Genomic DNA, 17,693 nt, shown 5'->3' with positions numbered 1-17,693 from the left:
TAATAACATTATTAGGGGGGGGCTTTAATTTCGCTTCCTCTTATTTCTGTTAAGTGTAATGAAGATTCACTAATAAAAGAAGCTAAAAATTTAATAATTGAAGATCCTTTTTCAGGGAATAAAAGGGCTATAAATGATAAAAGTACAAAATCAGAATTAAAAAAGACAAATTTAGAAAATATTAAGTCTGCATTTTATACAAAGTTTCCTAAATTTGATAGTTTAGATGCAAAAGTTGTGTTTGATACTTTCATTTCACAAAATCAAAAAATTATAGATGACTTAAAAATAAACATAGATGATTTGGAATATTCATTGCAAAATGATTCATTTACAGTTGCGGCCAAACCTATTAGCAAATCGCTATTTGGACAATTTAGTTTTAAAGTGCATAAAAAAACAGATATCAGCGATATAGAATGAGATCTTGTAAATTACCGATATGGCTTTGATGAAATAAATGAGACAATTTTAAAAGACACATTTATTACCAAAAACAAAGAAAAACTAAAGGAGTTAAAAATAAATTCTTATGATTTAGATTACTCAATTGATAATGTTAATAATAAGTTTACAGTAAATGTAATGCCTTCCAACAAAGATTTCAAAGGTTCAGTTAGTTTTTATTTTTATGTTAAGAATGACCTTAAAACAATTAAAGATAAACTCATCCTCAATTTACCTAAATTCGATACTTTGTCACATCCAAAAGACCATTATGCTTTCGAAACTTTTATTGAAAAAAATAGTAGCAAACTATCACAGTTGGGTTTGGATAAATGAGATCTAGAATGATCATTAGAAAATAATTTTCTTACTATAAAAGCTGGAGAAAGTTCTAGTCGCTGAAAAGGTGAATTTAGTTTTGAAGTTTATACAAAAAGTAATATAAAGTCAATAAATTGAGAATTTCCGGATTCATCTACATATAGATTTGAAAGTTTAAACGAAAGGGAACTAGCCGAAACCTTTATAAAAAGCAATAACAAAAAATTAGATGAATTAAAACTAAGTTCATCAGACTTAATTTTTACATTAGAAGGCAATATTTTTACTGTTAAAGTTAATTCGACAAATGATGAATTCACTGGAGAAGTAGAATTTAGAGTTTATGAAAAATATAATCTTGAATCTATTCTAGATAGACTTAATACTGAAATGCCTAAGTTTAAAATATTAGACATGGATGTAATATTTGCAACTTTTTATCATTTGAATGAAGATGAATTAAAAAGAGCCAACATAAGCTCTAATATTCTAGAATATTCATTAGATGGGGATGTATTTACTATAAAAGTGAAAAGAAATTCACGATTATGAAAAGGTGAAATCAGTTTCAATGTTTCTAAGAAATCTGACATAAAAACTGTTATAAATAAATTCAAAATTGATTTAGGAAAATTTAGTGAGTTAGATGCACGACATATATTTAAAACATTTTATAGAACTAATGAAAATGCGTTAGATGAACTTTATATATTTGAAAGTGATTTAACATACACATTAGTTGGCGATACTTTTACTACGAAAATTAATGATACAAATAAACTTTGATTTGGTGAAATTAGTTTTAAAGTATATAAAAAAACAGATATAACTACTTACTTAGATAAATTTGAGCTCAATTTACCTAAATTTGATGACTTTAGTGACAATGTTGTTATAAAAGAATTTTTAAACATAAACAAAGAAATAGCTAAAGAATTAAATATTGATGAAAGTCACATTAAATTAACAACTGACATAAATGATGATTATAAAAAAACTTTAGAAATTGAACATCCGGATTACATAGGCTCAATTAAAACAAGTGTTTACGGTAAAAGAAATGTTAATTCAGATCTAAAGGAATTAATTAATGTTTTTGAATTGAAGCCAGATGACAAATTTGATATAGATTTTGCATACAAAAAATTTATAGAGCAAAATAAAAATGCTATTGAAAAATTAGGAATAAAAGAAGAGCAACTTTCAAAAGAATTAGATAACAAAAAACTTATTATTAAGGTAATAAATAATGATGAATACACAGGTTCACTTAAGATAAAATTCTTTTACAACATTTTTGAAAAATATATAAAAAATACGACTCTTGACATTGGAACGCTATTTAATGACACTAAACAAGAAATTGCAGATAAACTTTGAGCAACAAATAACTACTTCTTCGAAAAACTTGGAGTACAGAAAGATGATTTATCAGTTATTAGCGTTTGAAGAAAAGATAATAGTGCTACAGTTCTAGTTGAAACAAACAAAGTTCAAGGAATTATGTATGTTAAGTATGATCTTGATGACATAGACAGATATGGCACATTTGATAATAACAAACTTAAATCTAACTTAGGCCAAATTATTATCGATAACAACTTTTTAGACAAAAACACAAAATTATCATTAATTCTTAATGCACTTTTGGACTCACATCCTTCGGATTCTGGTATACATTCAATTCATCCGACTATTTATTTGCCTGAAGGCAAAAAACAGTTACCATTAAAAAGTATCAAAGATGTAAGCATATCTCCTGGTGGTTTATTTGCACACGCTAAAATATCATATGACATTATTGTTTTAGAAAATAATATTTAAACGCACAAATAATGGTGTAGACAAAACTATATTGTAATCTTTGCTTTTAATTAACAATATATATGGTAATGAAGCGCCTATAGGAAATGCTATTAACTGTTCAGTAATTAATGTAATGGATAGAGAACTTTTTGAAAGTTTATTTGAAATAGACAATAAATGAAATGATGTTGAATTGGATGCCAAAATTTATAAAGGTGTAATGTCTAAGTTATACTACACGCTTAATTCTAATAAAGTTCAATTTTATCAAGTAAAAGGTTTTGGCAAATATAAAACTGAATTTATAAAAAAAGATTGATAACGAAATTAAAACTGCTGCAATAAGTTTTATAAAAACATATTATGAATTACGTAAGATTTCTTTATGTGAAATAAATGAAGAATTATCCAAACTGCCAAGTGAATATAGTATTCTTAAGGAACACTTTGTAAACTTAGCTAAGCGCAAAGAAAAAGAAAATATAGCACATACTAGCCAGATTAATTCTACTGAACATAATGAAAATGAAAACGAAATTAACACTCTAGAAGATGATGAAGGATTAATACTCTAAGATGCTTCATTAAAACAAATAAAACAATATAAAAAATTAAACAAAAACAAAAAATGTGCGCTATAATATTTAAGAGATAAATATCTCTATTATTAGGTAGATTATAGTTTCGAACTACCCTCGGGTGTCTGGTCACTCGGAGAACAAAAGAAACAATTGTAGGTTTAAATACCTACATTTTTTATTGTTTTATAATTTATATTAGTATGAATAGTAATATTATAATGTTTGGGAAAATTTATAAAGTTCGAAACAATAAAAATAATCTACCTATTGCAATAAATAAAAATGAAAATACAATTGGAACTATCAAAAACTATAAACTTAACCGTCCTTATGTAGTCTTTTATTCTAATGATAAAGTTTATTTTTTACCAGTTAAAACTATTCGAAACAGCAACAAGAAATCAACTAATGTAGATAAGAAAAATATAATAATCCCTAATATTAATATCTATGGGAATGAAGCTCCTATAGGAAATGCCATTAACTGTTCAGTAATTAATGTAATGGATAGAGAACTATTTGAAAGTCTCTTTGAAAAAGATAGCAAATGAAACAATGTAGACTTAGATAATGAAATTTATTATGAAGTAATGACTAAATTACTTGCTCTTGTTCATTCTAACAATGTTAAATTTTCTCAAGTTATAGGTTTTACCAAAACTAAAACTGAATTTATAAAAGATAAAAAAATGAACCAACAAATTAAAGATGATGCTCTCAATTTTATAAATACATATACTAAATTACTCTACACTCCTATATACTTCATCGATAAAGAATTATCTAAACTTCCTGATATATACTTAGAGTTAAGAAAACATTTTATATTTCTTAGCGGTCTTGAAGAAGACGAAGTAAATAATGCTATAAAAAAACCTAGCAAGACGAAAAGGCAAAGGGAATCTAAAAAACAAGCAGCTCTTCTTGATAATCATCAGAAACAAGAAGCCAAAGACAATTAACACTCTAGAAGATGATGCAGGCTTAATGCTCTAGAATGCTTTTATTTAAGCAAATAAAGCCTTCTAGAGCCATTTGAATATACAAGTAATAATTTTACTTTATTAACAACTCTCATAGGCTTATAACCTGTGAATTTTTTATACTAAGTTTTTTAATAATGCATTGTTTCATATAATTAAGATGCTATGGAAAAGTTAGATGTAGATATATTTAATAATATCTTAGAAACCACTAATAAGTTATATGCAAACAAAGCAAAAGAGTTAAATGATAAAGAAGAGTATTTTCGAAACACATTAAGAAAAGCCCTTTATCCCAACTGAAAGATATTTAGAAAAGAAACTAGAAAATGAATTACTCTAGGCGGTATTTTTTTACTTAAAATTACAATGTATGAAACAAAAAATGATGAAGGTAAGATAACTCGTTTTACTTATTATCACGATGAAAAACTTAAACAGATTTCTAATTGTAAATATGATATTGATAATCTTAAATTAGCTGTTAAATTCTACCTAGAGAATTCTAAAATTCCTTCTAACCTAAAACAATTATTGCCTAGTAAGCAACTATTAAATTATTATCTAGATAAGTTAAAAATTAAAGAAAAATTTCGGAAATGAAAGTATTAAGTGGGTAAGACGGTAATTCAATTCTACTTTAATATTTGTTCTACTCTATTTTACTTCTTGGCATAAGAAAAATTCACAATATTTTAATATTGCGTTTTTATTACTGTTTTATAGTGCTTTTGATCAAATTTATGATTATTAAATTGTGGTCTGTTTCAGAAATTATCGTTCTAATGATTGCATCGATTGATTTAAGCTCAAAATTCTTTCCTATATATCTTTTTAGAAACAAATGTTTCAGCATTACCGCTTGTGTAGTATTTGTTTGTTATTGTCTCATTTATAAACTTATTATTAGTTGTATAAAACCTTATGAATTTCTTTATATCATAGATTTTATGTGCTGTTTTAGGCTTGGATGAGAGTAAATTAATTGTATGCTTTAAATAGTTAGTAAGCTCATCAAATTTGCATTTAATGGTGCTAATAGTAATTGACACAGAGAGTCAATATAGTTTATCATCAACTGATTTAGTGTCATTATTTAGCAATCTAAATTAGCAATCTAAAACAGTATAAAATATATAATTATTAATTACTTTTTTCTTAAGCGGATATTTCAAAATTTGGTAAATCATTGATTTTTATGTAGCATTATGAACAAGAAAATAATAAACCCAGAATCATTGATAAAGTGACTATTCGCTATTTAAAAATTGCAGATGCAATTTGCATAGAAGAGCCAAAATGGTGCGGTCAGACATGAGCTTCTAGATATGCATCTAAAAGTGAATTTTTAATAGGTGATCATATAACAATTTTGCAAATAGACAGTTAGCTAATTTAAACCTTTCATCAGTTTTAATAGGTGAAAATCCTAGAATGATAGATGAATGACAGGAAGCGCCTGCTATTTGAGATGCAGCGAGAGCAAAAGTTGATGAAATTAGTGAAAATGGTTTATTTATACTCACTGGTTCCTCTACTCCAAAGTATAAAGGCGTTTTGCACAGTGGTGCTGGCAAAATTAGTAGACTTAAAATGAATACAATGAGTTTATTATGAATCGGGATATGCATCTGGCATAGTTTCGCTACAAAAATTATGTACTGAAAATTATAATTTCCAGCCACAATATGTTGAAGAGCTAAGTTTTGATAAGTTAGCTCATTTAATTATAAGAGGTGGCTGGCCAGATGGCATTGATGATCCTTTAAAAGATTCTCACTTAGTTGCTAAGCAATATGTTAATGCAATTTTAAGTCAGGAATTAGTTGATGAATCTGGCAATAAATTTGACTATGGCAAAATAAAACTCATTTCAAAATAATTAGCACAAAATGTTTCTACTACTGTTTCTGAGCGATCAATAATTTCAGACATTTCCAAAATGAACCAGAGAATATATCAAAACCAACATTATCCATGTATTTAGAATTTTTAAATAAAATGTTTTTGTTTGACAACCTAAAACCACTTGCTCCTAATTATCGTTCATCATTAAGAGTTAAACAATTAGAAAAAAAGTATTTTAGCGACCAATCATTAGCATATGCTTTGTTAAATATAGCTGCTAAAAAATTGACCAAAGATGTTAATTTATACGGCATTTTGTTTGAAACATTAGTTATAAGAGATCTAAAAATATATACTAGAGCAAATGATGCTGAAGTTTATCAATATCAAGATTATAAAGATAATGAAATAGATGTAATTATTGAACTTAGCGGTGGTGATTGATGCGCTAAAAGATTAGAATAATGCTTTAAATCAATGCTAGAAATAACACAAATATTAATGTACAATATTTCCATAAGGATTAAGTTATGACAACAGGCGATAAATGAAAAATAGCAATGCTTACAATATTTACATTTGGCTTTTGCTGACTATATTGACGAATCAAAAATAATAAAGTCAAAAAACTAAAAAAAGGTGAAATTAATAGACTTGATTCAAGTATGGACACACTTGAATTAGTTAATTTATTAGGTGGCAAAAACAACATTATAAGTGCTTCAAGTACTATTTCTAGAATAAAAGTGTTTATCAATGATAAAACAGCTGTACAAAAAGATAAATTGGAACAATTAAAATACGTTAGTGGTTTAATGATTTCATCAAATAATATCTCAATAGTTGTAGGAGACTATGCCAAAAAGCTTTGCGAAGAGCTAAATAATGAAATTATGAAATAGTCATTTAAGACTATAAAACGGGATTGAAAGTATAAAAATAAAAACTTGTTGTGGTTTGGTGTAACAAGTTTTTATTTAACTTTCATTAGATATGGTAGTGTTTTATTTTTAAGTGGCAGTGAGCTTTTATACTCATCTTTTAGTTCAGCTTTTTTAGATTCAATTATGCTTTTATCATAGCCTTTAAATCCTGTTAAATATTTTTTATTTTATATACAAATCTAATGTGCTAAAATTTAAAAGGATATGAATAGAAACAATATTTTAGTTTCATATATATATATGACCAATGAAAAACTATATTTAACAAATAATAATTTAGCTTTTATTTTTTTGTTTTTTACAAATAATAATTCATTCTTAAGGTTTCAAGAACTATGTCTAAGATAAATGTCTTAGAGGCTTTTTCTGGTATCGGCGCTCAACATAAAGCTATTTCAAATTTAAGAAAAAAACAAAAAAATAAAATCTTTAATATTGTGGCCACAGCAGATTGAGATGCTAGGGCTAATATTGCTTATTCTACTATTCATAATAACTTACTTGATAAAAAATAGAATCTTAGAGAAATATAAGATAGTTAGTGAGATGGATGTTAACAGATTTCTAGAAAAATACTATTTTTCTTTGAATTCAAAAACTGTTTCTTTAATTAAAAGAAAAGATATTGAATTTAAAAGGTTACTTGCTGCTTCAGTTTTATTAGATAACAATCAAGTAGACATCAATTGTCTCGATCCTGCAATTATAAAAAAACTAAAAATAGACCTAATTACTTACTCGTTTCCATGTCAAGGATTAAGCATTGCAAACATGGGTAGAGCAAAAGGAATCAATAATGAGGAATCAAAGTCTAATTTAGTTTGGCAGATATATCGGATATTAAATGAATCCCCCTATAAACCGAAATATTTGCTAATGGAAAATGTACCTAACCTTCTATCAAACAAATTTAAAGACGAGTATGAGCATTGAAAAAATAAACTTAGTGAATTAGGTTACAAAACATTTACGATTATTCTAAATTCAATTGATTGTGGTTCAATTCAGCATCGTAGACGAGTCTTTGCAGTTTCTGTACTTAAGAATCTAAGAACCCCGTTTAGTAACGATTTTGAATTTAAATGCTATATCGATAAAATCACATCTAGTAAAAAGTTGTCTTTAGATAAAAAAAGAAAGAAGTTTGATGATATATTTAAAAAATTTCCTTCGAACGAGGAAAATCTTAGCTGCTTAATCAATCACACTCCTTCAAGGATTAAGATGATCGATAGCGTAAGAATTATTAATGAAACTAATAATTTCGAAATACCAACACTTACAACTAAACAAGATCGAATTCCCAATGTAGGAGTAATAAAACTAAAAAATGATTTTACTCATAAGACTAACTATAGATTTATAAGCCCTAGAGAAGCGTATAGATTAATGGGCTTTGATGATAAGGATTTTAATAAACTTTTACCTTTAATTGAGAAAGGAATTTTAAATAAAGAATCCTTATATAGACAAGCTGGTAATTCTATTTCGGTCGAAGCAATTGAAATTATTTTTCAAGTCATAAGTGAGATTCAAATGAGTAGCAATACTAATGAAAACTTGAAAGAAGAATAAATATGAATACATTTGACAAATTGAAAAATGTAGTATTTCATACAATTGGAACAAATTGTAATGCTTATATAGAGAGAGATTTTGCAATAACTATAGAAATTCATCTTCTTTCTATTGTATAGATAATGGTGATGATCTTATTAATTTGTACAATGAGAATAACAAAAAAATTGATTCATTCAAAAGTAAATCTACATATAATCAATTTATAAGTGTTCTTCTCTCATTTGGCTTTATAGAACATGCAATTGGTAAATACAACATTAAGAAAACTAAGTTTGATTATGACTACATTACAGAAACTATTTTTGAAAAATCAGATAGAGATGAGATTAATATCATAAGACAAAGCAGGTTTATAACTCTACTAGTAGATGCTAACTACATAAATAAAGATAATTATGCTTGTTTTGAATTAAGGGGTATTAGATCTAAAGAACCCCAATTTGATAAATTGAAATTAGAAATTAGCGATTGAGAAAAGCAAACAACTAAAGATTTTAAAAGACTAGCAAATGTGTTTAGTAAACTAGATAAATATAATTTTATAAAAAAGGATAATAAAAATGAGCGATAAGGGCAAAACAACCTTTAAATTTAAACAAAAAAGTATTCGGCAACTTTTCGAAGATGAATTTAAGATTATTGAAATACCGCTTTATCAAAGAGAATATGTGTGAGATGATGAACAGATTACCCCTTTATTAGATGACCTAATTAGTCGACACAATGATCAAAACCAACATTATTTTGGCATTATTGCTCAAAGTATTAAGAGAGATGAGAAAGACGATAATTCTAATAAGCATCGAATAATTGACGGACAACAAAGAATCACAACTTCAATACTTTTAATCTACTATCTAGATAAAAAAATTAATGAAAATGAAAATAATAGTATTTTCTTTAATGACTTCAATGTTTTAGATATCCAGTTTGAAATTGAAACAAACGTTCGTGACGATATATGACACATTATAAAATCTGAAAATAGAAATCTAATTTCCTTTAAACATCATAGAATTAATGAGAATTATAAAATAATTGAAGACTACTTCAATAGTAACCATTTTAGTAATGACGAATTAAAAGAAATATTAATGACATTTCTTGATAAGTTTATTTTCGGAATTTTAGAATATGACATTGAAAAAGAAAATGAAATGTTGGTGTTTGAAAATCTAAATTCTAAAGGTTCGCCATTACAATCATTTGATTTAATTCGAAATGCAATTATTCTTCAAAATAAATATAGTGATTCTAAACAAAATCTTAATGACTTTAATCGTATTGTGTTTAATGTGCTAACAAATGGTTCTTGAGCTAGCAAAATAAAAGATAGCAAACGTGGAAAGGAGTTTGAAGAGTTTATTGAAAACTACACAAAGTGATTGGGATATACTAAGAAGTATAAAAGTTATAACACATATAAGAACTTCAAACAGCTAATTAGTGATAAAGTATCTAATGAAGATCAATTTAAGGAATTTCTTAATGATTTAAAAAAATATTTAATTCTTTATTTGCAAATTAAGCATCACCAATATCCATCTGATATTGGAAATAGACTTTGATATCGTGTAATCGAGCAAAAGAATGTTCACATTCCCTTGATATTTGAATTATTTTCAAGATTTTCACAATTTCACAATGATAAATGAGATACCACTGATAAACGTATTGATTCATACATGAAGGTCTGAGCATCACACATTATAAAATTAATATCTGTAGAAGGAACGGGTCAATCGTTATCAAATTTAGTTTTCAATGTCATTAAGCGAATTAAGGGTGGATGTACACCAAGAATGATTAAAGAGTATTTAAGCAAAATGGAATACTATGAGACTCCAAGCGATTGAAGATTTATAGAGTCTCTAAAATCTCCTAAGAGTGAGTTATGATTGTCAAAATCAGTTATAGATATTATTGAAACAGTTACTTTAGATCAAAACTCTGGCGAGAACATCAATCAAGTTGATATGCGAACTATTGAGCACATAATGCCCCAAAATCTAAGTGAATGAAAAAATGATTTAGATTATAAAGAGGAAGATTTAAACCAATGACACTCAAAGTGTAAAGATCAAATTGGTAATTTAATTCATTTAAATAATAAGCAAAATATAAAAATATCTAACAAGTCATTTAAGCATAAAGTAAATGAAGTGTATAAGAAATCATCTTCAATACTAGTAACAGCTAAGGGTCTTGAAAAGTATGGATTAAAAAATATTTGTGAATACGATCAATGAACATTTGAAATTATTGAAGAGCGAACCCAAAAATTAGGTGAAGTTATTGTTGATATAATGAATAGTGACTAAAAATAACAAGTTGCATTAGGTTAAAAATAGACTAAAAAAAGAATAGTAACCGTTTTATACCAGGACAAAAAAGTGTTCATTAACAAAGCAAAAAGCACCACAAGTTAACTTGGGGCGCTTTTTGTTGCCTTTTGTTAAAATTTGGGTATTGCAATTAAAAAAGAAAAGCTTTTAAATTATATATGATTAGAAATGGCAGAAATAATAGTTATACAACTGACATATGATTCATACAATATGAAAGATAAAATAAACAGCAAAGATGAACCTATCTGATGCAAGAAGATATTTCACAATGGTCTTTATTACTATGCTTTTAGAAATTTAAAACAAGCATCAAAAGAAGAACATGACTTTATGTCAAGTAAAAAAATTTCAATTGAAAGATATGAAAAAATTAAGCACAAATTCGGAACAATGTATATGTCTCAGATCAAGATATCACTTGTGAAGATGCGTTGAATTTATACAAGCAAAGATGAGAAATAGAGCTTGTTAACGATTTTTATAAAAATCATTAGAGTTAGAAATCGTTAGACAACATCATGACTAAAGCGTTTATGGCGGTGAGTTTTTGAATATGTTAACTCTTATAATCGGAAACAGAATCAAGAATAAATTTGCTGACTCAAAAATTTTAGAGACTAAAACCTATCGTGATGTAATGAAAATATTTAAGCAATATAAAAAAATACAAATGTCATATAAAAATGACATTTCGTATGAAACTGAGCTCCCAAAAAAGAGTATGGAACTAATTAAAAAAATCTTATATAGTTATTTTTTTAGGAAACTTCTACCTATATTTATGAATTTAGGTGCCAATTTATTATCTTCATTTGCAAAACCAGAATTTGTAGAGAAATGGTTGTGATTTTCAACTGATTTTACATTTCAATTTGAAATATCTTGATTAAATTTTCTAGCACCAAAAAACATAAATTTCATATCCTTTACTTTTGAAACGTCTCAGTTAAGACTTTTATTCGCATTGTTAAATTCCTTGGCATCAGCAAACATACTTTGCATATTTGTTATATTTGATGTCTTTCAGTTACTTAGATCTCTATCAAATTTTGATGCATCGTTAAACATTGAGCTCATTGTTTCTACATTTGATGTGTCTCATTTTGATATATTGCCATTAAAATTTTTAGCACCTCAAAATACACCTGACATATCAGTAACATTTTTAGTGTCTCAATTTTCAATTCCTATAATATCATCACTTATGTTGTCTTTAAAAGCATTTTTTAAACTATCTATATATTCTGGTAGTGCAGGAACTTTATTTACGCTTTGTGGTATTTGTTCAATTTGAATATCAAAATCTTTGTCTATAAATCATCCAATTACCTTTAATTCTGTTTTACTTTCATTATATTTTGGTTCTACTGCATAACCTCAATATGAAGTTAATTTCTCTCGAATTAATTCTCAATCATTTTCCAATTTGACTGTTTTATAACTTAGTTCATCAAGTATATTTTGTTTTTCTAATAAAAGATTATTTAAATTTTGCAATGACATCAATTGTGATTTTGAAACTAAGTTAGAAACATTGCTTAATTTATTTTCTAATTCTGTATGAACTTTATTGTTTGTTTTTATTGGCAATTCCTTTAATTTAGCTTTATGCCTATATGCCTCTGCAAGTTTATATCTTTTTTCTACTTTTACTAGTTTGTCTTTATGCTTTTCAATTTTATTAAGCTTTGCAACATAAAAATTATTATTTTTCTGCTGAGAATTTATTTTTATATTAAGCACATTATTCTTTTTTTCAATTTTTTTTATTTCATTCAAAATACTGTTACTTATTTCTAATACTGGCATTTACATTTTGTAAATTTAACGGTCATTTTGATTTTTCTTTTTCTATTAAAGTTCTTTTATTTCAGTCATCATATCCAGTTTTATCACCTTGGAATTTTTCTAACCTAGTAATGTTAATATCTCATTTTGATAGATCTTGGTTAAATGATTTAGCTCCATATAGTACTCTACTAAATCTAGCAACATTGCTTACATCTCAATTACTAATATCTTGATTGAATTTTTCAGCTCTTGAAAATGTGCGATACAAATATTTTAAGCTTTTAGTTTGTCATTTGCTTATATCCTGATTAAATGACTTGGCGCCATTAAACATATCATGCATATTTGTAACATTTGAAACATCCCATTTTGAAATGTTGCCATCAAATAATTGTGCATTATTAAATAAGCCTTTTGTATTCATTATATTTTTTGTGTTCCAAGATTCAATTCCTTCTATTTTTGCATTGGTATTACCACTAAAAACTTCAATTAATGCCGTGATTTCTTCTGGTAGTAATGATGGAACTTTGTTGACGCTTTTAGGTAACTTGACCATCTGAATGTAATTATATTTAACCCCGTGTTTGGTTAGGTAATTGTTTCATTCATCATCATAAAATCCAATTTGTGTGATTTCTTTTACATTTTCAAATTGCTTAAGCTTGCTTAAATCTTTTTCTAGCGTCTCTTTAATTTCACCAGTATTTGGATCTTTATATTTAGTTGCTTGCTGACCATAAGCAACCTTACCTGCTTCGAGTAATAAGTCATTGTCATTAACTTTTAAAGCTAACTTTTGAGTTAATTTCACTTCAATATCTTTAGAAAATCGTTTCTTTAAATCATTTTGGTTTGCTAATGATATTTTCAAATCTTTGTTACCATTAAGTAATTTGATTAGTTTATTTAATATTATTTCATAACTTTGTGCACTATCTAATTTATCTTTGAAATTTTCATTTCAAACTTTTAAAACAGCAATCTCGTTTGATTTATTTTTGTCCTGATTTAATTTTTCAGGATTTTTCTTTTCATTATTATTCGTCTGATTTTGAGTGTTATTGCATAAAGCTGCAATAACAGGAAGCGAAATTAAAACCCCCCCCATAAAGAAAATTTCTTTATCATTAATACCCCTATTTTTTAATTAATTAGTTAGTAGATATTTTATTGTTAACATAATTGACATTTAAAATAATTGATTATTGTGAAAGAATTTAATAACATTTATGAAAAAGATTTTAATATAAAAAATATTTTGATAATATAAGACCATAAAACCTATAAAATAGGGATATTTGACTAAATAATTTAAAAATTTATAATTAGTAGTTGACAATAATTCTCTGGTTTAATTTTCAAAAAAACAATATATGTTTTTAATAAAAAAGAACTATTAGTTTATTCAATGATTTTTTATTTTACTAATTAATTTTTATAAATTTTCGGAAAATTTATCAATTTAAAAATATATAAATTCTTAAAAAATACCAAAGTCAAATTTATAAGTACTTTGAAAAATACAACCTTAAACAGCCCGACAGGTAAATTAACTTCGCATAAGGCACAAATAATAGATAATAATAATTAAGCATATAGATGAGAAAAACAAGACTTTTGTTGCATGTTGGCTATAAATAGTGTTTTTGGTCGAAAATTAAATGCTAATTAGTGATTAATCAAAATTTTTGACTTTAAAACGTGTGGACTCGTTTTAATTAAATTACTAAAACTTTTAATAGACAGAATATAATGAACAATAATTTTATAAGGAAATTAAGTTATGACAACAGGCGATAAGTGAAAAATAGCTACTTTAACAATATTTACATTGGGATTTTGCTGAGTATACTGAAGTGTTAAAAATAAAAAAGTTAAGAAACTTAAAAAAGGCAAAATTAATAAATTAGACTCAAGCATGGATACGCTTGAGTTAATTAACTTATTGGGTGGAAAAAGCAATATTTCTGGTGTCTCAAACACTATATCAAGAATCAAAGTAATTATTAATGATAAGTCAATTGTTCAAAAAGATAAATTAGAACAATTGAAATACGTTAGTGGAATTATGATTTCATCTAACAATGTTTCACTAGTTGTTGGTGATTATGCCAAAAAACTAAGAGAAGAGTTAAATAGCGAAATTACAAAATAGCTGTCTATCCCTATAAAACAGCTTTATAAACAAAAAACTTGTAACACAACAACAAGTTTTTTATTTGACTCTTATTAAATATGGAAGTGTTTTATTCTTAAGTGGTAAATCGCTTTTATATTCTTCTTTTAATTCAGCTTTCTTAGATTCTATTATTCCTTTATCGTATCCTTTAAAGCCAATTAAGTTGTAATGGTAATCTGTTTGTAGCATTTTTTGATTTCTATGATTAATAAAATTGATTGATATAGGAACAGTACCTAGACCATGTTTTGATGCTTCATATTTATTAGAATCAATAAGTTTTACATCTACTTTCTTGATTAAACCATCGTCATCAGCATCATTATTAATATTATATAAAAGTGTATATTGAGAAAATATTATAGATAATCATTTTTCATAAAAGTGTTTATGTTTTAACACTTCTAAAACAGGCAAATTTGACATAGCATTATTTTGTCATAATAATAAGTTATCTTTATTTTGATAAATTAAAAAGTTTGCAATATCATTAAATGAATTTTCAATAAAGTCAGCTGCTTTAATTCCTTGTGTGATATTTAAATTGCCTTTATTATCAAAGTTATTGTCATTTACTGAATAACTAAAATATGTATCTTTATTTTTATTAATTGTCCCTAATTCATTTTTTAAATATAAACCATTTGAAAAAATGTGTTTGTGCGGTGTAAAATCAATTGAATATCAATTATATTCTTGGCCTGTTTTAGCATCATTTATAATTAATTTGCCAATTGATAATGAATTATTTAATAGTTTAGTTTTTTCGAATTTGTCTATTTTAAAGTCAAATTCGGCAGGTGTATTAGATAATAAAATATCATCTTTTAATTCACTAAGTAGCATTTCAGTATTATTTAAATTAAATGCTTCATATCCCTTAGTAGGGTGCATTAAATCATCAATAGTTTTGTATGATAATGGATTAGGCTTAAATTTAATTTCAGGATTATTGACTAATTCATTAAACTTAACTTCATCATTATCAATAGTAAGCTTTGCCTTAGTTTTTAAATCAAAATATATATCGCTTTGGCCTTTGGAAAAGTTAGTTAATTTAAATTCTAAACTTTTGTACTTATCACTAAGAAGAGAATTATCATTAGCATCAAGCAGGTCAATATTTAGTTTAATAGTGTCAGTATCAATTTTTAAATTATTAAATTTTACATGGTCAAAAATTAACCCATTAGAAGTAAAATTATAAATTTTTAACTCATTTGAAAGTCGCTTCTCTAAAATATCTTGTTGGAATTTAGACTTAAAAAATGCCTTGCTCCTTGTATTAATTGATAATACTTGTATAGGAAATTGTGAATTACTATTAATGAAAGCACTTTGTAACATATATTGTAAATCAGGGATACTTAAGTCATCCAATATGCCTTTTTTATAGTAATTTTGGAAAATTTTACTTTTGTATTCAAAGAAGTCGGAATAATCTAATTTACCTTCTGTTTTTAACTTAAATAAAATATCTATGTCAGTATTGTCATTGATATTTCTGGTTCTTTTTACAATAAATTTACCATCTTCATTTTCATATGTAAAAGGTCTTAAAATTTCAGAAAAGTCAAAACCATTTATTTTACTTGCGACATTTTTTAACGAATATTTTTTATTTTTATACTTAAAAATAATGTCATCTTTATTACTGGTTAACTTAAATTCATCAACTTTATTAGGAAGATTGAGTGTCAATATGCCACCTTGCAAGTTATTAAATAGTGAATCTAATGTATAGGTTTTTAATTGCGACAAAAAGGTTTTATAAAAAATGTCACTGGCTTTTACATCCGAATTTATTTTTAAATTAAAAATGTCATCTTCATTATTGCATGATGATGAAATTAGCACAGGCAGAGTGCTAATAGTTATTGGCAGTAATAAATTTATTTTTTTACTCATATATACATTTTCTACAAGAACTTTTACTTTTCTTTTAGCATTTGATAAGCACATGAAGCAATCATTGCTCCATTGTCTGTTGCATACTTTAAATCAGGGATTATGGCAATATTACTGATTTCTAAAAATCTTTTTCTTAACTCACTATTAGCACTAACTCCGCCAGCTAAAACTAGTGACTTAACATTGTATTTTCTAAGTGCTTTTTTAGTTTGATTAATTAAATAACTAACTGCACAATCTTGAAAACTAGCAGCAATTTGATTAATATCAATTGCTTCATTTCTTTGTATTTTATTATGATAGTAATTTATAACTTGTGACTTAAGCCCACTAAATGAAAAATTATATTCGCCGGGAGCATGAGGCTCAGTGAATTTAATAAACTCACCATTATAATTTTTATATATTTTATCAATTATAGGCCCGCCAGGAAATCCTAATTGTAATTTTGAACTAACTTTATCAAATGCTTCGCCGACAGCATCATCTAATGTTTGACCTATTATTTGAAAATCATTTGGATTATTAATAAGCATTAATTGAGTATGACCGCCTGAAACTAATAAACATAATGAAGGATAATTTATTTCGTGATCTATTGCGCATGAATAAAAGTGTCCGGCTAGGTGATTAATAGGAATTATTGGCTTATTGTAAGCTAATGAAACTGCATTAGCGAATAAATATCCAATTTGCAGTGTTCCAACTAATCCTGGTTCTTTAGTATAAGCTACATAATCTATAGTAGATAAATCATGTTTTTTGATCAATATCTCTAAAATTAAGTTTATGTTTTTAACATGTTCTCTTGATGATATTTCAGGAATTGTGCCACCAAATTCCTTAAAAATATCAACTTGGCTAATTGTTTCTAAGGCAACTACCTTATTATTTTCTAAAATAGCAATGGAAGTATCATCATGACTAGTTTCAATTCCTAATATTTTCAT

General features: G+C 26.1%; 17 protein-coding genes and 1 pseudogene. 13 read left to right on the top strand and 5 right to left on the bottom strand.

Going from position 1 to position 17,693, the window contains the following annotated elements; translation table 4 throughout:
* The first annotated feature begins 237 nt into the window (after window positions 1–237).
* From MAG_RS01760 to MAG_RS01745, 4 genes are all read left to right on the top strand, one after another.
* Window positions 238–2,592, top strand: coding sequence for a hypothetical protein (locus MAG_RS01760; protein ID WP_011949513.1), 2,355 nt, complete (start codon window positions 238–240; stop codon window positions 2,590–2,592).
* A 40-nt stretch (window positions 2,593–2,632) separates the two neighbouring features.
* On the top strand, window positions 2,633–2,896 hold the full coding sequence (locus MAG_RS01755) for a hypothetical protein (RefSeq protein ID WP_101456845.1): 264 nt from the start codon (window positions 2,633–2,635) through the stop codon (window positions 2,894–2,896).
* 459 nt (window positions 2,897–3,355) lie between these two features.
* On the top strand, window positions 3,356–4,117 hold the full coding sequence (locus tag MAG_RS01750) for an Mbov_0400 family ICE element protein (RefSeq protein ID WP_011949511.1): 762 nt from the start codon (window positions 3,356–3,358) through the stop codon (window positions 4,115–4,117).
* Between the two features lie 186 nt (window positions 4,118–4,303).
* A complete protein-coding gene (locus MAG_RS01745; RefSeq protein ID WP_011949510.1) occupies window positions 4,304–4,750 on the top strand; it encodes a hypothetical protein in 447 nt (148 codons plus the stop codon).
* 191 nt (window positions 4,751–4,941) lie between these two features.
* On the opposite strand, the gene MAG_RS01740 is transcribed toward MAG_RS01745, so the two are convergent.
* Window positions 4,942–5,241 (bottom strand): hypothetical protein, encoded by a 300-nt coding sequence (locus MAG_RS01740; protein WP_041308727.1) that lies wholly within the window; start codon window positions 5,239–5,241, stop codon window positions 4,942–4,944.
* A 461-nt stretch (window positions 5,242–5,702) separates the two neighbouring features.
* On the opposite strand from MAG_RS01740, the gene MAG_RS04305 reads away from it, so the two are divergent.
* The 8 genes and pseudogenes from MAG_RS04305 to MAG_RS04570 form a co-directional block, all read left to right on the top strand.
* Window positions 5,703–6,020 (top strand): hypothetical protein, encoded by a 318-nt coding sequence (locus MAG_RS04305; RefSeq protein WP_232955156.1) that lies wholly within the window; start codon window positions 5,703–5,705, stop codon window positions 6,018–6,020.
* 95 nt (window positions 6,021–6,115) lie between these two features.
* On the top strand, window positions 6,116–6,451 hold the full coding sequence (locus MAG_RS04300) for a DUF4143 domain-containing protein (RefSeq protein WP_011949507.1): 336 nt from the start codon (window positions 6,116–6,118) through the stop codon (window positions 6,449–6,451).
* A 65-nt stretch (window positions 6,452–6,516) separates the two neighbouring features.
* On the top strand, window positions 6,517–6,888 hold the full coding sequence (locus tag MAG_RS01730; RefSeq protein WP_011949506.1) for a PTS transporter subunit EIIB: 372 nt from the start codon (window positions 6,517–6,519) through the stop codon (window positions 6,886–6,888).
* A gap of 377 nt (window positions 6,889–7,265) precedes the next feature.
* On the top strand, window positions 7,266–7,445 hold the full coding sequence (locus tag MAG_RS04525; protein WP_268952601.1) for a hypothetical protein: 180 nt from the start codon (window positions 7,266–7,268) through the stop codon (window positions 7,443–7,445).
* Window positions 7,446–7,476: 31 nt separating this feature from the next.
* The gene (locus tag MAG_RS01725; RefSeq protein WP_268875872.1) at window positions 7,477–8,505 is read left to right on the top strand and encodes a DNA cytosine methyltransferase; all 1,029 of its coding nucleotides are present in this window, start codon (window positions 7,477–7,479) and stop codon (window positions 8,503–8,505) included.
* 145 nt (window positions 8,506–8,650) lie between these two features.
* Complete coding sequence (locus MAG_RS01720) at window positions 8,651–9,082, top strand: hypothetical protein (protein ID WP_011949504.1); 432 nt, start codon at window positions 8,651–8,653, stop codon at window positions 9,080–9,082.
* A complete protein-coding gene (locus MAG_RS01715) occupies window positions 9,072–10,832 on the top strand; it encodes a DUF262 domain-containing protein (RefSeq protein WP_011949503.1) in 1,761 nt (586 codons plus the stop codon). Before MAG_RS01720 ends, MAG_RS01715 begins: the two co-directional genes overlap by 11 nt.
* Window positions 10,833–11,057: 225 nt before the next feature.
* Window positions 11,058–11,610 (top strand): annotated as a pseudogene (locus MAG_RS04570) (transposase); the annotation flags it as partial.
* Here the strand turns inward: MAG_RS04570 and MAG_RS01705 are convergent.
* Together MAG_RS01705 and MAG_RS01700 are read right to left on the bottom strand one after the other, a co-directional pair.
* Window positions 11,610–12,638, bottom strand: a complete 1,029-nt coding sequence (locus MAG_RS01705) for a BspA family leucine-rich repeat surface protein (RefSeq protein ID WP_232955152.1) — start codon at window positions 12,636–12,638, stop codon at window positions 11,610–11,612. The pseudogene MAG_RS04570 and the gene MAG_RS01705 sit on opposite strands and share 1 nt — an antisense overlap.
* Window positions 12,639–12,645: 7 nt before the next feature.
* Window positions 12,646–13,761, bottom strand: coding sequence for a BspA family leucine-rich repeat surface protein (locus MAG_RS01700; protein ID WP_011949500.1), 1,116 nt, complete (start codon window positions 13,759–13,761; stop codon window positions 12,646–12,648).
* Window positions 13,762–14,436: 675 nt separating this feature from the next.
* Here MAG_RS01700 and MAG_RS01695 point away from each other — a divergent pair.
* On the top strand, window positions 14,437–14,808 hold the full coding sequence (locus MAG_RS01695) for a PTS transporter subunit EIIB (protein WP_011949499.1): 372 nt from the start codon (window positions 14,437–14,439) through the stop codon (window positions 14,806–14,808).
* 60 nt (window positions 14,809–14,868) lie between these two features.
* Here MAG_RS01695 and MAG_RS01690 read toward each other — a convergent pair whose 3' ends face one another.
* Both MAG_RS01690 and tsaD read right to left on the bottom strand, forming a co-directional pair.
* A complete protein-coding gene (locus MAG_RS01690) occupies window positions 14,869–16,740 on the bottom strand; it encodes an MAG3240 family lipoprotein (RefSeq protein ID WP_011949498.1) in 1,872 nt (623 codons plus the stop codon).
* Window positions 16,741–16,763: 23 nt separating this feature from the next.
* The gene (gene tsaD / locus MAG_RS01685; protein ID WP_011949497.1) at window positions 16,764–17,693 is read right to left on the bottom strand and encodes a tRNA (adenosine(37)-N6)-threonylcarbamoyltransferase complex transferase subunit TsaD; all 930 of its coding nucleotides are present in this window, start codon (window positions 17,691–17,693) and stop codon (window positions 16,764–16,766) included.

The organism is Mycoplasmopsis agalactiae PG2 (genome assembly GCF_000063605.1).
Lineage (GTDB): Bacteria > Bacillota_I > Bacilli_A > Mycoplasmatales > Metamycoplasmataceae > Mycoplasmopsis > Mycoplasmopsis agalactiae.
The sequence above is the reverse complement of the archived record's forward strand: the minus strand, read 5'-3'. Positions and strand labels throughout refer to the sequence as shown.